A 17,876-nucleotide genomic window follows, 5' to 3' on the forward strand; every position below is an offset into this window, starting at 1 on the left:
CCATGCGGGCCTTGCGTACATTGTTTTCCAGCTTGCCCCTGGCGGCTCTGCTGGGAACTTTTGCCCTGCCGCCGGTCGTGCTGACCGGCGGTGCGGCATGCGCAGCAGAACACACGCCCGGCCCTCCGACGGCAGTCTCTGCCGCTGACAAACCAGCAACTGCGGGTAAGGGTAGCAACGGCAATACGGCTGACAACAACCCAGCCGAAAGCGCCAGCCCCTCGCCTCCCACGCCTGATCCGCTCTCGCCTTTGGAAAACGGCCCATCTGCTTCCAGACCAGGCCCCCTCCCCCTGCCATCGCCCGTTCTTCGCAGCGCACACTGCCCCGCTGCTCCACTGCCCCCGCATGCCCAAAGGCTGTGCGCGGAAGCCGCCGCCCTTCTGGATGCCCTGCACACTGCCGCAGCAGCCCTGCCCAACAGGCGCGACATCCGCATGGGCATTACCGATTTCAACGAATACACGGCGCTGGCCGCAGAACTGTACACCCCGCTGACAGAGGTTGACCATGCTGCCGCTGGTGGGGATTCCGGCGCGCAAAGCATCACAGTCACCTTGCTGGCCCGGCCCGATGCGGCAGAAACACTGCTGCGGCTGCTGCGCAATCCTGATGCCCTGAAAGTGCGGCGATTGCTGCTGGCAGACCTGATGGCCGCAACGGCAAACGCCCGGCAGGTCGCTCAGGAGGTTGCCACGGCCGATGCCCTGCCCGGAGCGGGCGGCTCTGGCGATGCAGGCCCCGGTTCTGGCGGTACGTGGTATATTGCCAAGGCGACACCGCCGGGGCAGTTGACCCAGCACCCTCCCATGCCGACCCCCGAGGGCATCGCCAGGGAGGCGGCGCAACAGCAGGCGAGGCAAAAAGCAGACGCCTTGGCAGACACACTTGCCGCTGCCATTGCGGCTCTGGATACCTTGCGCCTTTCACCCGAGGGTTGGCTGACCTCGGCAGAATCTCTGGCAGTCCTTGAAAAATCTGCCGTCAATCTGCCGCAGAGCGCCGCAACCCAGCTACTTCTGAGCGAGGCTCTTTTGCAGGCGGGCATGCCGCAGCGCAGTATCGCTTCCTGCACTGCCGCACTGGAGCTTGCCCCTGACCTTGGGCGCGCGCGGTACATCCGCGCACTGGCCCACTGGCGCTTGCAGCAACTGGCGCTTGCCGAAGATGACCTGAGCGCCGCGCTGGAAGCAACAACGGATACTTTTCCCCACACTTCGGATAAAGTCCGGCTTTTGCGGGCGCGCGGCGCGTTGCGCATGCTGCGCAGCAACGAACCCGGCATGTGTGATGATCTGGCCGCCGCCTGCGCTCTGGGCGACTGCGATGGCCTTGCCGCCGCCCGTGGGCAGCAGATGTGCCTTACATCTCCAAGGCAAGAGGGAGGCCAGCCCGCTGTTGATGCCGTCACGCCCCAACCGCCCGTCAAGGCTGGCGACACGGCCGAAAAACCATGAGCCGATCCCCTCTGCTTAAGGTTTACGGGCATGTGTATCCTGTAAACGATGATTTTTACGCGGCTCTGGAACAGGCCTGCGCCGGTGCCATGCCGGATGAAGATGACGTGCCTGTTCTTGAGCGTGACGGCGATATGGCCCGCATTTCCTTTGAAGGCATGTACTTTCCCGTGGATGAAGTACTGGCTGTGCTTGGGGAGCACCTATGCCCGGAACATAAGGGAAAACTCGACGTGCTTGATATGGAGGGCTGGCGGCTTAATCGCCACACCTTCAACTGCGGACGTATTGAAAGCCACAGTGCTCCGCTGAACAATGTTCTGGATTACTCCGGCCATTGATTTCAGAATTTTGCCCTGTCTACCTGAATTTCGTCATATTGCGCAGAGGCATTCCGCGCTTGCGCCGCTACTCGGAAATGTGATTTAATCACATTTTACTCTCGAATTTTCGCGCCAAAGAATTATGGTTTTCATATTTTTTTGTTTGCGCCCTCCCTTTGCTCCCATAATCACAACCATTGTGCCCGCCGGATATTTGGCATCTTCGATATTTCTTTGGCACTCGCCTTTCTGTCCGAAATCTCTGGCGAAATGCTTCCCTTCTATATATTCTGGCGTTGAAATCGACAGAGTCTTTGCCGCAGTTCCGCGCAGCAGGGACAATGCCCCTGAACCAGGCAGGGCGGCAAGGGAGGGGGAACCGTGTCGATGCAAAAAAACACCAAGGAATCATTTTGCTGGGGCATTGACCCTGATCTGGTCTATGTCCATGTGGATGCGGCAAAGGAGCGATTGCTGGAATTGCCAGTGGGATCACTCGCGGGCAAATCTCTGGTTCACTGCATGCACCCGGCTGACGCCGCCATGCTCCGCCGCGCCCTTGCTTCTACCGAGACCATGGCGCTCACAGGCTGCACCGTGCGCTATGTGTGTCCCAGAGGCACACACACGGTTACCAGCCTGAACATAAGGCCCCTGTACAGTGCCAGCGGCGCACTTCTTGGCCTTGAGGGCGAAGAACATAACATAGGCTCTGTAGATATGCGCGGAGATTTCGCGCCCATTTTTGAGGAGGTGTTTGCGCATGATTTCATGGCGCTCTGCATCGTCAACAGGGATGGGCAGCTGCTGGCGGTCAACGCGCAGTACGCCATTATTGCGAACAAGCCCGCCAACGCCCTGGTGCGTTCCCACATTCTTGAAGTGGGCATTCCTTCCGTTGACGTGGTGGACGAGGCTTTCAGGATACTCCCTTCTGGCGAAGCCATTGCCGAGCAGGAAATCATCTGGGACGGCAAGGACTACGTTATGGCCATCTACGCCCTGCCCGATGCCTGCGGCGAGATCCGCTCCATCTGTGTGTCGCTGCGCGACATAAGCCTGCGTAAGGGGCTGGAGCGCCGGCTGGAGGCCGCCAATCGCCAACTGGAAGAGATAAATCTCAAGGATTACCTGACAGGCGTGTTCAACCGCCGCCATTTTGATGAAGCCCTGCAAAGGGAAGTGGCGCGCCTTGCGCGGGAAGGCGGCGAGCTGTGCGTTGGCATGGTCGATGTGGACAAATTCAAGCTATACAACGATGCCTATGGGCACCTTGCCGGGGACGACTGCCTTGCCCGTGCGGCAAAGGCCATGAGCGGAGCGCTTTTCAGGCCGGGTGATGAGCTGTTCCGCTACGGCGGCGAAGAATTCGCCATCATCATGCCCCAGACAGGCAAGGAAAGCGCCACAATGGTTGCCGAGCGCGTGCGCGAAGCCATCAGCGCACTGCGCATCCCCCACTGCCAAAGCGCCCTTGGGCATGTGACCATCAGCATAGGCGTTGCGGCGCTCGATGCAGCCTGCGCCCAGTCAGGACACACGGCCTGCAAAAAACTCATCAGAGTAGCGGACAAAGCCCTGTACGTAGCTAAAAACAGCGGGCGCAACAAGGTCGCCTCAGCCGCATGCAGCATTGCTGAAAGCGATTAACGGTGCAAAAAAAGCCCCGCTGGTTTATCCGGCGGGGCTTTGCGGTTAAGGCAAGCTTGATAAAAGCGCGTCTGGCGCGGACTTATTCCCGCTCAAAAAGCGATTTCTGGATCAGTGCGTCCGCACGGTCATCGGCCCCGCGCAGGGAATCATACGCCTTTTGCAGGGCATCGGGCCAGTCCGCATCGCTCACATCGCTGATAAACAGCAGGGTCAGGTCGCCCTCAGTGGACACGTCCGCATGGGTCATAACCCTGCCGGACATGGCCTGGAACGTCCAGCCGCCGCCATCGTCAGCCTTTGAAGGCGCAGTGCCTTTAAGCCTGGCCGACTGCTTTTCGGCAAACTGTTTGGGCGTCAGATTGCCGGTTTCCGCCTTGGTAAAAATACCAATGGAAAAAAACGAATCCTGCCCGCAGGAAACGGTTACAATGCTTTCTTTTTCTGTTGCCGAGCACTTGGCGGGCAAGTCTATGCTGAAATGGTTAAATTTTTTTTCCGCAGCGGCAGCCGCCCCGCACAGGCCCGCCAACAGCACACAGGCCATCAATGAACCCAACAGCGCATATTTCATGGACAAGCTCCTTGAAATGTCCGCGCAGTGCGCGGTATTTTTCGGGCAGAAGTATCGCACAAGCAAGGGCGGCTGTCTAGAACAGCCGCCCGCAATACTCATAAAGGGCGAGTTTTGTTAGCTATTATTGTCAGAGCACATTAGCTCGCACTACAGATAACGCTGCCTCTAAAACTGATAAAGAAAGACCGGGCTGCTGGAAGAAAAGCTGCCCAGTGCGCTCAGGTCTACCCCAAGCATGGTTTTGAGGCTGCGCGGCAGCCAGCCGCCTTCCTTGGGCCGGGTCACAAGCTTGCGCTCCGCTGGTACGCCGCACTGCTCCGAAAGCCAGGCCAGAGCCGTCTGCTGCCCGCCCAGTTCGTCCACCAGTCCAAGCTGCACGGCCTCCCGCCCGGTAAAAATCTTGCCGCTGGCAAGCGCGGCGGCGCGGGCATGCTCCATATGCCGCCCATCGGCTACGATATCCACAAACTGCTGGTGCATGTCGTCCAGCACTTTTTTAAAATAGTCGCGCTGTTCGGTGCTCAGCGGGCGCATGTAGGAGCCTGCGTCTTTGTAGGGTGCTGTGGTTATGGTCTCTTGCCCTACGCCGATTTTGCCCATAAGTCCCTGTAACTGAGGGATGTCCATGCGCACGCCAATGGAACCTGTCACGGTAGAGGCATTGGCAAACACGCGCGACCCCGCCATGCTGACCATCAGCCCGCCCGAAGCAGCCAGGGAACCCATGCTGACAGCCACGGGCTTTTTGCGGGCCAGCTCGCGCACGGCGCTATAAATTTCCTGCGATGCCGCAGCGCCTCCGCCAGGCGAATCCACGCGCAGCAGCACACCCGCGATCATGGGATCGCGCTCCACCTTGCGTATCCACTCAAGGGCAGGTTCCGGGTCCATGATGGGGCCGGAAACAGACACGAGGGCTATGCGCTGGCCGCTCATGAGGCCGTTGCTGCCAAGGGCGGCGCCAAACACGCCGACACCTGCCAGCAAAAGCAGTATAAGCCCCCAAAAGACGACAGGATGCCGCTTGCGGAACGGACGACGCAGCAGATCCTTCCATACGGTTGCCGGTACCTGCGCCAGCGGGCAGGCGCAGGACTGTCCCCCAGATGGCGATGCGGATGACGCAGCGGATGAAGACGCGGGAGTAGCCGCAGGAATAGCAGCGGACGTGGCTTCAACATGACCAGCTTCGCTGGCGGCAGACATGGACAGGGGTTGATCTGTATTCAATGAAAATTCCTGATTGCTCATAACACGCTTTGACCTGATTGTAGTTGTGATGGGCCTTGGCCCGATGGTGGGAAAATTCGCAGGCTGGCGGCGCTATCGGCGGGGATGGCCGCATGGCCTGTTCAATGGCTTGAGAAATATTTTATGGCAAGGGGCTGGGCACACGGTTGGGCTGACGGCAGAGACCGGAGACTGGCGCGGAGCGGGATGTTCATGCAGGTTCGTGCGGCGCCAAACTATCTGCACGGTTCGTGGCGCGCATGACTGCCCAGGGGAGCCTGTACTTTTCAGGCACAGCCTGATGATCTGTTGCACTGGCGCGCCCCGCAAGGTGCAGGGCGCGCCTTTTATTCTCAGCGTTGCAAGGGTTCAGGCCAGGATTCTGCGGCCATTTCGCGCAGTTTGAACTTCTGGATCTTGCCGCTGGCAGTAAGCGGGAACCCTGTTATTGTTTTGATGTACTTGGGTATCTTGTACCACGACACCTTGCCGCGACAAAAATCACGCACATCTTCCGGCAGAATTTCCACACCGGGGCGGGGAATGATAAAGGCCGCGACCTCTTCGCCGTACTTGCGGCTGGGAACTGCCACTACCTGCACGTCCAGGACGCCCGGCATGCTCATAAGAAATTCCTCAACCTCACGCGGATAGATATTTTCGCCGCCACGGATAATCATATCCTTGATGCGGCCCGTCACGCGCAGGTACCCGTTTTCGTCCATAACGCCCAGATCGCCGGAATGCAACCAGCCCTCGGGGCTGATGGCCTTGGCCGTATCATCGGGCATATTGTAGTAGCCCTTCATGACATTGTAGCCGCGGCAGAGGATTTCGCCCACCTCGCCGCGCGGCAGTTCCTCGCAGGTATCGGGGTCGCCCACGCGCACTTCAATGCCGGGCATGGCGCAGCCCACAGTTTCGCAGCGCAACGCCAGGGGATCGTGAATGTCTGACTGGGTCATCACCGGCGAGCCCTCCGTAAGGCCGTAGCAGATGGTGATTTCCCTCATGTTCATGTCGTCCACCACGCGGCGCATGAGCGGCTCGGGGCAGACGGAGCCGGCCATGATGCCGGTGCGCAGGTGTGAAAGATCAAAGCGTTTGAACAGCGGATGCTCCAGCTCTGCCAGAAACATGGTGGGTACGCCGTACACGGCAGTGCAGCGCTCGCTGTCGAGCGCAGCCAGCACCTTGAGCGCGTTGAACGACTCGAGGATAACCATGGTCGCGCCGTGATTCACTGCGGCAGATACACCCAACACACAGCCAAAGCAATGGAACAGCGGCACAGGCAGACAGACCCTGTCTTCCGGGCCGAAATTCTGGTGGCGGCCAATCCAGTATCCGTTCAGGCCCACGCCCACGTGGGTCAGCATGACCCCGCGCGGAAAGCCCGTGGTGCCCGAGGTGTACTGCATGTTGATGACATCCCACGGCTGGAGCTGGGCCTGACGGGCGGCGTATTCCGCCTCGTCCACCATGACGGAAAGGGAGAGTATTTCCGGCACGGAGTACATACCCCGGTGCTTTTCCGCCCCCAGAAAGCACACGCGTTTGAGATGCGGCAGGTTCTTGCACGCAAGCCTGTCGCGCGACTGCAAACGCAGCTCCGGCGCAATGCGGTAGAGCGTGTCCAGATAGTCGTGGTCGCGCACGCTGTCGATAAGAAAAATATTCTCGCACTCAGAGTGGGTGAGCAGATAGCGCAGCTCGTGTTCACGATAATTGGTGTTTACCGTAATCAGTATCGCGCCGATTTTTGCCGTGGCGAATTGCAACGCCACCCAGTATGGCACGTTTGTAGCCCATACCGCGACCTTTTCGCCCTTCTGCACGCCAAGAGCCATCAAACCCTTGGCAAAATCGTCCACCAGAGCGCCAAATTCGCTCCAGGTCTGACGATAGTTGCGATCAGGGTATACCAATGCTTCATTATCGGGAAAGCGCGCCACTGTGTGGTCAAGCACCTGCCCCAACGTCCATTCGCGCAGTTCAAACTGCGCCTGACGCTCACGAACTTTTTCTTCCATGCATCCTCCCAAAGGCGTGTTGCGGCTGGTGCGCCACTGTTACGCGGTGTGCGGCCTGAAGGGCTTTGGGTCGCGCCTTAGTGCAGGCCAACAGAAAGTAAACATGCCCTAGGGATTGTAGGTCACAGCCAGAAATTCCACAGGCTCGTCGCCAGCTGCGCCCACGTAATGCGGCACAATGGAATTGTAGTAAATTGTTTCGCCGGGCTTGAGCACGCGGGTTTCGCGGCCATAGACCACAAGCAGCTCGCCCTTGAGCACGCAGATAAATTCCTCGCCCTGGTGCGAGGTGGTCTTGCGTTCACCGCTCTCGGGAAAAATGCGGATATGGAAGGGTTCCATGTTGCGGTCGTTCTTGCCCTTGGCCAGCGCATGATAGGTATAGCTGGGGCGGGGGACGCGCCCAGTGTGCAGCGCTTCATCGGCCTCGGCCTCGCCATTGATGCTGCTCACCACCGGGTCGCGCGAAAACTGGTCGTCCAGAAAAGTGCCAAGGCGCACGCCAAGAGCGCGGGCCACCTTTTGCAGGGGGCCGATGCAAGGATAGATGGCGTCTGACTCCAGCTTTTCAAGATAGTCTTCCGTAAGGCCCGTATTCTGGGAAAGAGTTTGCAGGTCAACTTCGCGTTCTTCGCGAAATCCACGGATGCGGGAACCAATGGTACGCACGGGGGGCATAGACGCTCCTGATTGCCGGATATGCCGGGTTGGATGCCGCTCTGGCAGGATGACGTGGCGGCAAGCAACCCACTAAATACCGAAAAGCCCGTGCGCTCGCAAGCAAACATGCGCTGTTGAGCGGTCATACAATACCCCTGCTGACACATTTTGCTCTTTGCGCTATGTTGAAGGCATGAGCAAACAACCGATGGTCAGAAGGGCCTTTGTGGCCTCCGGGCAAGTGCAGGGCGTGGGTTTTCGCCCCTTTGTCTACCGCCTCGCCGCCGAGGGCGGGCTCACAGGCACTGTGGGCAATACCTCTGAAGGCGTGCGTATGGAAATGCAGGGCGCAGAGGCGGAGGTGCAGCGCTTTGGCCGCCGCCTGCGCGCCGAACAGCCGCCGCTGGCACGGCTGACCAACGTGGACGAACACGACCTGCCTGTTGTGGAGGACGAAACAGCCTTCCGCATTGTTTCCAGCTCTGGTCAGGCCTCGCACAGCGTACTTGTAAGCCCGGATATGGGCGTATGCGCCGACTGCCTCGCCGACATGCGCGATCCGGTCAATCCGCGCTACCAGTACGCCTTTACCAACTGCACCAACTGCGGGCCGCGCTATACCATCACGCGCTCCATTCCCTACGACCGCGCCGTCACGTCCATGAGCTGTTTTCCGCTCTGCCCCCGGTGCAGCGCGGAATACGCCGACCCGGCAGACAGGCGCTTCCATGCTCAGCCCGTGGCCTGCCCCACGTGCGGGCCGCGCCTGTGGTTTGTGAATGCGGCTGCGGCCAGCAAGGGACAAACTGCGCCGACCGCAGAAAATCAGCAGCAAGCGCTGGAACAGGCCGTGCAGACCCTGCTCCACGGCGGGATTCTGGCGCTCAAAGGTCTGGGGGGCTTTCAACTGGCCTGCGATGCGCGTAATGCCCAAAGCCTGCAAGAGCTGCGGCGGCGCAAAACACGCCCGCACAAACCACTGGCCCTCATGGTTGGCGATCTGGCAACAGCCCGCGCCCTGTGCGACCTTACACCGGAACACGAGGCCCTGCTGCAAAGCCCGGAAAAACCCGTTGTTCTCTGCCCCCGCCGCAGCACGCCGCAACATGGCGCAGCCATTCAGAATGATGCCGCCTATTTGCCGCGCGAGGTAGCCCCTGATACTGGCAAGATCGGCATCATGCTGGCGTACACGCCCCTGCATGCCGTACTTTTTAGCCGCCTCGCAGAATGCACGGCTTTGCCGCCCGTGCTTGTCATGACCTCGGCCAACGCCGGGGGCGAGCCCATTTGCCTTGGCAACCGCGAGGCTCTGGCCCGGCTTGCCCATCTGGCGGACGCATGGCTGCTGCACGACCGGGATATTCTAGTGCGCGTTGACGACAGCGTGGTGACGCTCCAGCCGAGCCTGCCCGGTACGGATGCGCACGGCACGTCTGCGCCCGCAAGCCAGCTTGCGGAACCGCTGTTCTACCGCCGCGCCCGGGGCTATGTGCCGCGCCCGGTTTTTCTGCCCAAGGCGGAGCAAAACGCCCCTTGCGTGTTGGGAACCGGAGCAGAGCTCAAGGCCACCATTTGCCTGACGCGGGGGGCCGAGGCCTTTGTCGGCCAGCACATCGGTGACCTGGAGAATCCCGCCACTCTGAGTTTTTATGAGGAGGTGGCCGCGCATCTGGAAAAGCTGCTGGAGGTGCGGCCTGAGGCTCTGGTGTGCGATGCGCACCCCGATTTTCTTTCCACCCGCTATGCCGAGGCCCGCGCAGAGCGCGAAGGCCTGCCCTTGTGGCGCTTGCAACACCACGCTGCCCACGCATCTGCGGTTTTGGCCGAAAACAGCCACTACGGCCCGGCCCTGGCCCTCTGCCTTGACGGCACGGGCCTTGGCGATGATGGCACAGTCTGGGGTGGAGAACTCCTGTTCATGGAACTTGAACAGGCCCAGTGGCGCAGGGTGGGCCGTCTGGCCCCCTTTGCCTTGCCGGGCGGAGATGCGGCGGTGCGCCAACCCTGGCGCATTGCGCTGGCCCTGCGCAATCTGTGCGAGCAGGCGGAAATTCCTCTTTCGTCACGGCACAGCCCCTGGCTGCCGGAACAGACGCAGGCCGCAGCCGCAGTGACAGAAATGCTGCGGCGCGGCATCAACTGCCCGGCCACGACCAGTTGCGGACGCCTCTTTGATGCGGTGGCCGCGCAATTGGGACTGTGCCTTGATACAAGTTACGAGGGTCAGGCCGCCATCCGCCTTGAAGATGCCGCCAACCGGGCCAATGAGCATGTACGCGCGGCGCTGGAGGGCAAGGCGCGCGACAAGGACGTTGCCACATTGATCTGGCCCGTGGGTATTGCGCTTCAGCACGATTTACTGGAACTGGACAGCGCAGGCCTGTTTGCCCACGTTGCGCAGGCGCAGGCGCAGGGAATGGACGCCACAGAAGCTGCGGCGCGTTTTCACCTCAGCCTTGCGCGGGCGCTGGCAGGCATGGCGGGCCGTGCGGCCCGCAAACTGGGTGTGAACTGTGTGGGCCTCACCGGCGGCGTATTGCAGAATGCCACGCTGGCGCGGCTGCTGCCGCTGGCGCTGGCGGAGCAGGGCCTAACAGCCCTCACCCACCATGAACTGCCGCCCGGAGACGGCGGGCTTTCCCTCGGTCAGGCCGTGTGGGGCAGAAGGATGCTGGCAAGGGCGAAAAACTGATGCCTGCAAGGCGGAAAAGTCAGCAAGACAAACCTGCGGACAGAATCTGCACCTATTTGAATCCGGCTATGGCTCTGCCCTGCTTGAGAACAATACGCCCCAGCGGCAGATCGCGCCACCACAGGCCAGCCTCGCGTCCACTCAAACCTGTCTGGCGGCTTTGCCCGCTCAACAGGGCCGTGATATCGGCCACATCGTCCAGCACCAGGCTGGAGGCGGCATCCGGCGGCGACTGCATGAGTACGCGCAGGCGCGGCGCGGCATCCAGCGTTCCGCCGCTGAGCTTGCCCAGCAATGAACCCTGCCATACGCAACCGGGGGGCAAAAGAGCCGTGGCTTGAGGCGGCACAAAGCGTACATGCTCGCCATACAGCACCGCTCGCCCTGGGGGCAGCAGGTCAGGGTTGCAGGTGACGCCCACAAGGCTTTCCGGCGGCAACGGACTGCCCGAAGGACGTTCAACGGGCTTTCCCGCTGGGCCATCACCGCGATTACGCCCGATACGCCGTCCATTGCGCTGGCCCGCGCTCTGCATCCCGGAAGGAACGGTAGCAGACGTTTCAAAAACGGTTTTTTGCGGCTCAGACCCATTGTTTTCAAAGGGCAGAGCCGCCGCATTCGCATCGCCCGGTTTGCGGAAAAGGGCCACATAAAATCCCTGAGCCTGCGAGCGCGCGCCGTCCACGCGCAAGGTGCCTTCGCCGCCGGGCAGCTCCTCCCACACGAAACCGGGGATGGGATCAAGGTGTTCGCGCTCCAGCCCCAGCTCCTGCTCGGCAAAGCGCACCTGCGCCTCGTTTTCATCCACATTGGTCGTGCAGGTGGAATACACCAGCCGCCCGCCGGGACGCAGCAACGAGGCGGCGTGACGCAGCAGACGGCGTTGCAGCCCGGTGAGGCTGTCAAGCTTGTCGCCCTGCCAGAGCTTGAGCACCTGCGGGTGCTTTTCTGCGGTTCCCCAGCCAGAACAGGGCGGGTCAAGCAGAATTGCGTCCCACGAACCGGGGCGTAAAGGCAGAGCATCGCCGCTGTACGAACAGGTGGCGGCCTGTATCAGATTAAGCTGGTGCAGGTTGGCCCGCAGGGTGCCAAGGCGCGTGGGCGAAGGCTCGTTGCCGAGCACAAAACCATTGCGCCCCACAAGCTGGGCCAGAAAGCCCGTCTTGCTGCCAGGGCTTGCGCACATGTCGAGCACGGCGCTGCCAGCAGCGGGAGCCAGCGCCAGCGGCGGCAACATGGACGACCGATCCTGTATATAAATGTAGCCGAAAAATGCAGCCAGCGAACCGCCAAGCGGGCGCGGCTCGGCCACAAGGCGGCGGCACAGGGGAGAAAAAGGTTCCGGCTCAAAATCATACCCCTGAGCGCGCAGCAGGGCCTCCACTGCGGGCACCTGTTCCGGGGCGCATACCAGGCGGAAAGAACGGATAAGAGTTTTCGGCATGGCGGCATATTATTGACAGTACGCCCTTCCCGCAAGGAATTTATCTGTTGCGGCGCGCTCCACGGGCTCCTTGCGTCTTGCACGGCGCTGCAAGTGTGCGTATAGTGCGCCAGTGCGGACGTGCCGGGCTGCATTTGACAGTCGGTACCGGTTGACCGCCACAACGGCCCGTGGCCGTACTTTACCGGGTATTTGCGTGAATACTCAAGGAGAATGGAATGAAATTCGCCATGCGACTGACTTTTTCGGTCTGCCTGATGCTCGTCGCCGTTGCTGCGGGCGCTGCCAGCGCCGCCGCTAAAAGCGCTGTGGTATTGCCCTTTGTGGTCAATGCCCCCCAGAGCTACGCTTACCTTTCCAAGGCTGTTCAGGCTACCATTCAGGGACGCCTTGACCGCCCTGGCGTACTTGAAGCCCGTGCGGGACAGAACAAGGCCGCCAGCCAGGCAGAAGCCCAGCAGGCGCTCCGCTCTTCTGGGGCGGACAACGCCATCTGGGGCTCCGTGAGCGTCATGGGCAACGACTGCACCATTGTTATGAACAGCGTGGACAAAGCCGGCAAAACCTGGAGCAAAACCGCCCAGGCTCCTGTGAGCGAACTGACCACTTCTGTGCAGAACCTGACCTCGGCCCTGAGCCAGGAAGTGTTTGGTATTTCCTCCGCAATGCGCACCCCCGGCTCCACCGCCTCTGGTTCCCCGCGTGGCGCAACCGCCAATGGCGACATCGTCACCAACGAAACCGGTCAGCAGCAGGTGTACCTGAACCCGCAGTTCCGCTATCAGGGCGCCGGTGCTGAAGACGGCTCCCGCCTGCGCACCCAGCGCTTGGGTTACAACATGGTCGACATGGCCGTGGGCGACTTTAACGGCGATGGCAAGAATGAAATCGCCATCCTGAGCGATCACGATCTGCGCATCTACAGCTGGCCTGCCAACGGTCAGCTCAAGCTGATTGGCGAAACCGTGGTTTCGCGTTCCAACAACAACTTCTCCATGCGCGCCATCGACCTCAACCGCGACCGCAGCATGGCTCTTGTTGTGACCACCACCGAAGAATCGAGCAACCGCCCTTACTCCTTCATTTATAGCTTCAAGGGCAACAAGTTCACCACCATTGCCGACCGCATTCCTTACTATGTGAGCGTCATGCGTGTGCCCCCTACCTACAGCCCCACTCTCGTGGGTCAGGGCTGGGATTCGCTCAAGCTCTTTGCCCCCGGCGTACGCATCATGACCAAGCAGGACGGCAAGTTTACGCTTGGCACCCGTCTTGACCTGCCCACCGGCGCCACCGTGTTCAACTGCGTGTGGCTGCCCGCCGGCAAGAACGGCAAGGGTGAACAGCTTGTCATGCTGACCGACGACGAGCGCATCAAGCTCTTCCAGGGCCACGGCAACAGCCTGATTCACACCACCATGGAACGTTATTCCGGTTCTGCCACGGGCATGGATCACTACAAGGGCATGCCGGGCCTGGGCGTGGACAAAGCCTACCAGTTGCCCAGCAAGTACTACGCCCCCATGCGCCTCATCGCTGCCGACATCGGCAATACCGGCGACTACACGCTGCTGGTCAACAAGCCCATATCCACTGCGGCGCAGTTCTTTGACCGTTACCGCTTCTTCCCCCAGGGCGAAGTTCATGCCCTGTACTGGGACGGCGTGGGCCTTGGCCTCAAGTGGAAGACCCGCCGCATCCGTGGTTCTGTGGCAGAAATCGACCTGGCTGACGTGAACAACGATGGCATCCTTGATCTTGTGGTGGGCCTGAACACCTCGCCCGATCTCGGCATCGGCAGCCGCCAGTGCATGATTACCGCCTATCCTCTGGACGTTTCGGCCACCAACCCCAACGTGCCTGCGGACTTGAGCGACTTTGAAATAAGCCCCAACTAGCGGGGTAGACGGCCCTTCGCCAGCGCGAGGGGCCGTTTTTATCTGCGGCGCAGAGCTGCGGATATGGAGCAACGGCCTTGCCGCGGCTCTGGCAATAGCCAATTTAAAGCGGCAAAACCCACTGGGGTTTTGCCGCTTTATAACCAGCTTACTGAAACGGAAAAGTTTTTGGAGTAAGGAGACAGCATGCGCATCCTTGTGATCGGCTCCGGTGGCCGCGAACACGCCCTGGTTTGGAAAATTCTGCAAAGCCCCGAAGTCAGCGCCATTTTTGTCGCGCCCGGCAACGGCGGCACCAGCAGCGAAGGGGCCGTTAACGTGCCTGTGGCTGTGGACGACCTGGACGGGTTGCTGGCCTTTGCGCGCAAGGAGCACATTGACCTGGTGATTCCAGGCCCCGAACTGCCCCTGACGCTGGGCATTGTTGACCGCATGCGCGAAGCCGGCATTCCCAGCTTTGGGCCGGATGCCTATGGCGCACGCCTTGAGGGCAGCAAGGCCTTTGCCAAGGAAATCATGAACCGCGCCAAGGTGCCCACCGCCCACTGCGCCGTGTTCAGCGATGCGCAGGCAGCCCGCGACCACATCAACAAAGTGGGTGCTCCTCTGGTCATCAAGGCGGACGGCCTCGCTGCGGGCAAGGGCGTCATCATTGCCCAGACCGTGCAGGAAGCGCTGGACGCCATAGACGAAATCATGACCGAACGCGCCTTTGGCGATGCTGGCAACCTTGTGGTGGTGGAAGAATGCCTTGTGGGCGAGGAAGCCTCCTTCCTCTGCGTATGCGATGGCACCCGCGCTGTTCCCCTGCCCTCGGCTCAGGATCATAAGCGCGTATTTGATAATGATGAAGGCCCCAATACTGGTGGCATGGGCGCTTACAGCCCCGCCCCGGTGCTGCCCGACAGCATGCTTGAAGAAATGGCCGACCTCACGGTGCGGCCCATCCTGCGCGAACTTGCCAAGGACGGACATCCCTTTGTGGGCGTGCTGTACGCGGGTCTGATGATGACCGCCGACGGCCCCAAGGTGCTGGAATACAACGTACGCTTTGGCGACCCGGAATGTCAGCCCCTGCTCATGCGCCTTGACGGCGACCTGCCAGCCATCATGCTGGACGCCGTACGCGGCAAACTTGACCCGGTAAGCCTCGGGCAGACCAGCCAGACCGCGCTTGGCGTTGTGATCACCGCCAAGGGGTATCCCGGCTCCTACGCCAAGGGTTTGTCCATCGAAGGTATTGAAGACGCGGACAGCGTACCCGGCGTAAAGGTTTTTCACAGCGGCACGGCCGTTAAGGACGGGTCGCTCGTTTCCAACGGCGGGCGTGTTTTGTGCGTCACCGCGTTGGGCGACAGCCTGGCTGCCGCGCAAAAGGCCGCCTATGCCGGTGTGGCCAAGGTGCGCATGCAGGATGGTTTTCATCGCACCGATATTGGCGAAAAAGGCATCCGCCGTCTGACCGGAAAATAGCAACAAACTGATTTTGCAAGGATATTCCGGCGCTCTGCGCCGCACCACAGGAAGGAAGACTATGCCGCAAGTAGTCATTTTGATGGGGTCAAAGTCTGACGAAGAAAAGATCAGCCCCTGCGTAGACGTTCTGAAAAGCCTTGGCGTGAGCTGCGCTATCACCGTCAGTTCCGCGCATCGAACCCCTGAACGCACCGAAAAACTGGTGAGCCAGTACGAAGCCGAAGGCACGAGCGTGTTTATTTGCGCCGCAGGCATGGCCGCGCATCTGGCTGGAGCCGTTGCCGCCCGCACTACGCGCCCTGTAATTGGTATTCCTGTTTCCAGCGCCGCCCTGTGCGGTATGGACGCGCTTTTTGCCACTGTGCAGATGCCTCCCGGATTCCCGGTCGCCACCGTTGCCACCGACAAGGCTGGTGCACGTAATGCCGCATGGCTGGCCGCCCAGATTCTGGCCGTGTCCGACCCTGCGCTTAACGAACGCATTGCCGAAGCCCGCGCCAAAATGCGCGAAGAAGTGGAAAAAGCCGGGGACGAAATTAGCCGCAAATACGCCTAGCGTAGTAGCCTTGGCAACAGGGCTGGTTCTTGCGCTGTATTTTGTCCATTGCTTTGATTCGCAGTGGAAACCCACGGTGCGCACATCATAAAACCATAAATGCCCGCAAGTTAAACTTGCGGGCATTTATTTTATTGCCAGTTGTTGCTGAGGCAGCGAAACTGACAGGCAGATTGATTACACGGACGCCTCTGCACCGTACTCAAGGCCAACAGAGCACACCCTGTTGCGTCCCTCCTGCTTGGCGCGGTACAGGGCTGTATCTGCCGCCAGAATAAGGGCATCGCAGATTTGAGTGCTTTCCATGCCCTGTGGAGCGCCCGGTTCAAATACTGCGGCGGCAACGCCAACGCTAATTGTCACATTTATGGCAATGCCGTTGAATGACACCTCCATCATGGCCGCAACCTGCCGCAACCGCTCAGCGAGGGCCACGGTCTCGTCCTGCCCCATACCGGGCAGCAGCACAGAAAATTCCTCGCCGCCATAGCGACCAAGCAAGGCTTTGTGGCCAAGCGTGTCTTTCAGAGCTGACGTGACGCCGCGCAGGACTTTGTCGCCCGCCATATGCCCATATTCATCGTTGACGCGTTTGAAATGGTCGATGTCCAGCAGCATAAAACCGAGCTTGCCGCCAGCCTCCCGGCAGCGGTCAATCTCGCGCTGGAAGGCCTCCATAAAAAACCAGCGGCTGAACACCTGGGTCAGCGCGTCCTGCGATGCGATACGCTGCATTTTTTCAAGCAGTTCCTTGCTCTCGGTCATGTCGTACAAGGAGACAATGAGGCCGGAATCTTTTTCAGACGCGCCAACCCTGGCGCAGGAAACCTTGTAAAAACGCAGCCCACCCGCAACCGGCAGAGCAATCTCCATTTCCTCATTCTGCACAAGCGCCGCCACATCAAGGGAACTCTGTTCGGGGAACACATCCCTGACAGCCAGCCCCACGGCATCCTCTGACAGAGCCGGAAGAATGGACACGGCGCTGTCGTTGAAATCCACCACGCGCAGCTTGTCGTCCAGCACCAGCACGCTGGCGCTCATGGTCTTGAAAACCTTGTCGCGCGCTATGGGCACGAGGTCGAACATGCGCAGGCGGGACATGGCGAAGCCGCTCAGGGGCAGGGCCGCAGAGAGAATGAAGGGCTCAATGTCAATGCCGTAGGGCGCAAAGCCAAGAGTCTGCAAAAAATTGCCTATCCAGAGGCTCAACGCGCCAATAAAGATGGTTTTTGCCTGCCGCCTGCGATAGCCCGTTGCTTTGCCGTAGGAGAAGGCAAACAAAGCTAACCCGGCAAAGGCAACCAGCATCTTGTAAACAAAATCAACATAATACCACCAGCCTTTCTGCGTCACCGCCACAGGGAAGAGGCCGCTGGCATCTACTGCAAATGTTTTATAATGGAGATGGTGATACTCATTGGTGTAGAGCATCACAATAGTCGTCAGCGGCACCACAAACAGCAGGGCCATCACAGCCTTGCTCTTTATTGAATAGTTATTGTAATAAACGGCAAAAAGAAACCAGAACACTGCGATAAGCGGCGCCCCCAGGTATTCAATTTTTAAGGAAAGATAGATTGTTTCAGGCGTGCTTGATGCAAGCTCGAAAATGTACCCGACCGTGTACATGAAAATAGACATGAACAAAAACAAAAAGGCCGCATACCCGTTTGAGCGCGCTATTCTGGACGAATAGCAAACAGCATAGAGCATGCCCGCGCACGATATACTCAGAAAAAGAATACAGGCAGCTCTTATGATCACTGACTATGCCTTATACTATTCACCCTGTAAGCGCGCCAGCTGCAACTGGCATCACGTGGCGCAGCTGCGCATTCATAATGCTCTGCGGGAATGGGAAAATACAACCCCTC

13 protein-coding genes are annotated in these 17,876 nt (G+C 60.0%); 7 read left to right on the forward strand and 6 right to left on the reverse strand.

The window, feature by feature from the left end; all coding sequences use genetic code 11:
- Positions 1-11: 11 nt before the first annotated feature.
- The 3 genes from ACUZ9P_RS03945 to ACUZ9P_RS03955 all read left to right on the forward strand — a co-directional run bounded on the left by ACUZ9P_RS03945 (position 12) and on the right by ACUZ9P_RS03955 (position 3,430).
- Positions 12-1,457: a hypothetical protein gene (locus tag ACUZ9P_RS03945; protein WP_449248717.1), complete on the forward strand. Its 1,446-nt coding sequence runs from the start codon at positions 12-14 to the stop codon at positions 1,455-1,457.
- The gene (locus tag ACUZ9P_RS03950; protein WP_449248718.1) at positions 1,454-1,798 is read left to right on the forward strand and encodes a hypothetical protein; all 345 of its coding nucleotides are present in this window, start codon (positions 1,454-1,456) and stop codon (positions 1,796-1,798) included. The genes ACUZ9P_RS03945 and ACUZ9P_RS03950 overlap by 4 nt, the downstream gene beginning before the upstream one ends.
- Positions 1,799-2,167: 369 nt before the next feature.
- The gene (locus tag ACUZ9P_RS03955) at positions 2,168-3,430 is read left to right on the forward strand and encodes a diguanylate cyclase (protein ID WP_449250233.1); all 1,263 of its coding nucleotides are present in this window, start codon (positions 2,168-2,170) and stop codon (positions 3,428-3,430) included.
- Positions 3,431-3,512: 82 nt separating this feature from the next.
- Here ACUZ9P_RS03955 and ACUZ9P_RS03960 read toward each other — a convergent pair whose 3' ends face one another.
- The 4 genes from ACUZ9P_RS03960 to ACUZ9P_RS03975 all read right to left on the reverse strand — a co-directional run bounded on the left by ACUZ9P_RS03960 (position 3,513) and on the right by ACUZ9P_RS03975 (position 7,948).
- Positions 3,513-4,004, reverse strand: a complete 492-nt coding sequence (locus ACUZ9P_RS03960) for a hypothetical protein (RefSeq protein ID WP_449248719.1) — start codon at positions 4,002-4,004, stop codon at positions 3,513-3,515.
- 168 nt (positions 4,005-4,172) lie between these two features.
- A complete protein-coding gene (gene sppA, locus ACUZ9P_RS03965; protein ID WP_449248720.1) occupies positions 4,173-5,237 on the reverse strand; it encodes a signal peptide peptidase SppA in 1,065 nt (354 codons plus the stop codon).
- A gap of 353 nt (positions 5,238-5,590) precedes the next feature.
- Entirely contained in the window at positions 5,591-7,270 is a 1,680-nt protein-coding gene (locus tag ACUZ9P_RS03970; protein WP_449248721.1) for an AMP-binding protein, read from the reverse strand.
- Between the two features lie 108 nt (positions 7,271-7,378).
- The gene (locus ACUZ9P_RS03975) at positions 7,379-7,948 is read right to left on the reverse strand and encodes a helix-turn-helix domain-containing protein (RefSeq protein ID WP_240825337.1); all 570 of its coding nucleotides are present in this window, start codon (positions 7,946-7,948) and stop codon (positions 7,379-7,381) included.
- 175 nt (positions 7,949-8,123) lie between these two features.
- On the opposite strand from ACUZ9P_RS03975, the gene hypF reads away from it, so the two are divergent.
- Positions 8,124-10,625 (forward strand): carbamoyltransferase HypF, encoded by a 2,502-nt coding sequence (gene hypF, locus ACUZ9P_RS03980; RefSeq protein ID WP_449248722.1) that lies wholly within the window; start codon positions 8,124-8,126, stop codon positions 10,623-10,625.
- Between the two features lie 52 nt (positions 10,626-10,677).
- Here hypF and ACUZ9P_RS03985 read toward each other — a convergent pair whose 3' ends face one another.
- On the reverse strand, positions 10,678-12,069 hold the full coding sequence (locus tag ACUZ9P_RS03985) for an RsmB/NOP family class I SAM-dependent RNA methyltransferase (RefSeq protein ID WP_449248723.1): 1,392 nt from the start codon (positions 12,067-12,069) through the stop codon (positions 10,678-10,680).
- 218 nt (positions 12,070-12,287) lie between these two features.
- On the opposite strand from ACUZ9P_RS03985, the gene ACUZ9P_RS03990 reads away from it, so the two are divergent.
- The 3 genes from ACUZ9P_RS03990 to purE all read left to right on the forward strand — a co-directional run bounded on the left by ACUZ9P_RS03990 (position 12,288) and on the right by purE (position 15,999).
- Positions 12,288-13,967, forward strand: coding sequence for an FG-GAP repeat domain-containing protein (locus ACUZ9P_RS03990; RefSeq protein WP_449248724.1), 1,680 nt, complete (start codon positions 12,288-12,290; stop codon positions 13,965-13,967).
- Between the two features lie 186 nt (positions 13,968-14,153).
- Positions 14,154-15,440 carry a phosphoribosylamine--glycine ligase gene (gene purD / locus ACUZ9P_RS03995; RefSeq protein ID WP_449248725.1) on the forward strand — a complete coding sequence of 429 codons (1,287 nt, stop codon included), beginning with the start codon at positions 14,154-14,156 and terminating at the stop codon, positions 15,438-15,440.
- A gap of 61 nt (positions 15,441-15,501) precedes the next feature.
- Positions 15,502-15,999, forward strand: coding sequence for a 5-(carboxyamino)imidazole ribonucleotide mutase (gene purE, locus ACUZ9P_RS04000; RefSeq protein ID WP_449248726.1), 498 nt, complete (start codon positions 15,502-15,504; stop codon positions 15,997-15,999).
- 177 nt (positions 16,000-16,176) lie between these two features.
- On the opposite strand, the gene ACUZ9P_RS04005 is transcribed toward purE, so the two are convergent.
- Positions 16,177-17,766, reverse strand: a complete 1,590-nt coding sequence (locus ACUZ9P_RS04005) for a histidine kinase N-terminal 7TM domain-containing protein (RefSeq protein ID WP_449248727.1) — start codon at positions 17,764-17,766, stop codon at positions 16,177-16,179.
- Positions 17,767-17,876: the final 110 nt, after the last annotated feature.

The organism is Desulfovibrio intestinivivus (assembly GCF_053570665.1).

What these genes read in the sequence shown, in the direction of transcription:
- ACUZ9P_RS03950 (WP_449248718.1), top strand. Translation starts at nt 1,454, where the DNA reads ATGAGCCGATCCCCTCTGCTTAAGGTTTACGGGCATGTGTATCCTGTA.
- ACUZ9P_RS03955 (WP_449250233.1), top strand. Translation starts at nt 2,168, where the DNA reads ATGCAAAAAAACACCAAGGAATCATTTTGCTGGGGCATTGACCCTGAT.
- ACUZ9P_RS03960 (WP_449248719.1), bottom strand. Translation starts at nt 4,004, where the DNA reads ATGAAATATGCGCTGTTGGGTTCATTGATGGCCTGTGTGCTGTTGGCG.
- ACUZ9P_RS03970 (WP_449248721.1), bottom strand. Translation starts at nt 7,270, where the DNA reads ATGGAAGAAAAAGTTCGTGAGCGTCAGGCGCAGTTTGAACTGCGCGAA.
- ACUZ9P_RS03975 (WP_240825337.1), bottom strand. Translation starts at nt 7,948, where the DNA reads ATGCCCCCCGTGCGTACCATTGGTTCCCGCATCCGTGGATTTCGCGAA.
- hypF (WP_449248722.1), top strand. Translation starts at nt 8,124, where the DNA reads ATGAGCAAACAACCGATGGTCAGAAGGGCCTTTGTGGCCTCCGGGCAA.
- ACUZ9P_RS03985 (WP_449248723.1), bottom strand. Translation starts at nt 12,069, where the DNA reads ATGCCGAAAACTCTTATCCGTTCTTTCCGCCTGGTATGCGCCCCGGAA.
- ACUZ9P_RS03990 (WP_449248724.1), top strand. Translation starts at nt 12,288, where the DNA reads ATGAAATTCGCCATGCGACTGACTTTTTCGGTCTGCCTGATGCTCGTC.
- purD (WP_449248725.1), top strand. Translation starts at nt 14,154, where the DNA reads ATGCGCATCCTTGTGATCGGCTCCGGTGGCCGCGAACACGCCCTGGTT.
- purE (WP_449248726.1), top strand. Translation starts at nt 15,502, where the DNA reads ATGCCGCAAGTAGTCATTTTGATGGGGTCAAAGTCTGACGAAGAAAAG.